Origin of the sequence: Nitrospirillum amazonense, assembly GCF_007828035.1 — a bacterium.
Classification (GTDB): Bacteria; Pseudomonadota; Alphaproteobacteria; order Azospirillales; family Azospirillaceae; genus Nitrospirillum; species Nitrospirillum amazonense.
The window spans coordinates 1-1,047 of record NZ_VITV01000040.1 but is presented as its reverse complement, the minus strand read 5'-3'; the positions used below and the strand labels follow the sequence as shown (position 1 = coordinate 1,047).

1 protein-coding gene is annotated in these 1,047 nt (G+C 74.7%); it reads left to right on the top strand.

Annotation, left to right across the window (positions count from 1 at the left end; all coding sequences use genetic code 11):
• A partial coding sequence (locus FBZ87_RS29010) for a condensation domain-containing protein (protein WP_246134662.1) occupies nt 1-1,047 on the top strand: 1,047 nt, incomplete at both ends.

Below are 1,047 nucleotides of genomic sequence, written 5' to 3'. Positions count from 1 at the left end.
TGGAGAAGGCCTTCGGCCATCCGGTGCCGGCGCGCGAACTGTTCAGCGACCCCACCCTGCGCGGCTTCGCCCGCCGCGTGGCCCAGCTGGGCCAGGGCGAAACCGTGGTGGTGGGCAGTGGCAGCGACCGCGCCACCGAAGGTCAACGCGAGTTCTGGGTGGCGGAGGGCGCCGGGCTGGACACGCGCGCCTTCACCATGGCGCTGGCCCTGACGGTGACGGGCGCCGTGCCGGATGACGCGGCCTGGCGCCGGGCCTGGACCGGCCTGGTCCGCCACCATGACGCCCTGCGCTGCCACTTCGAGGAGGCTGGTGACGACATTCTGCGCCGCACGGTGCTGGACGCGGGCGCCGCCGGGGCGCTGGTCGATCGTCACTTCCTGATCGAGACGGCGGCCGATTCCGAGGCAGCGCTGGCCCAGGCGCGCGGCCATGCCGCCACGGCCATCCCGCTGGGCCAGCCGCCGCTGTGGCGGGCCGGCCTGGTGCGGACGCCGGAGGGGGCCGTGTTCTGGCTGGGCCTGCACCACGCCGTGGGTGACGGCCTGTCCCTGGCCGTGCTGATCGAGGATCTGACCGCCCTGCTGAAGGGACAGGCGTTGGAGGCACTGTCGGGCGGCCTGGCCCTGTCGGCGGCGCGGGAGGAAGCCTACCTGGCCAGCCCGGCGGCCGATGCCGACGCCGCCTATTGGCGCGACACGCTGGACCATCTGGTGGCCAGCCCGGCGCCGGAGGGCAACGGGCCCTTCGATGAATGGCCGCTGGACGCGCCGCGCCCGCTGGGCCGCAGCGGCCAGGCCGCGAAGGGCAGCCACAGCCTGCGCCTGTGCCTGGACGCCGACACCGCCGCCGCCCTGCGCCGCATCGCCCAGGGCCAGGGTGCCAGCCTGCATGCCCTGATGCTGGCCCTGATGGCCATCGAGGTGCGGCGGCGCACCGGCCGGGCCCACTTCACCCTGGGCACCGCCGCCTCCACCCGCGAGACGGCGGATGAGGCCCGGGTGGTGGGCTATTACCTGAACATGCTGCCCCTGGCCTGCCATCTGG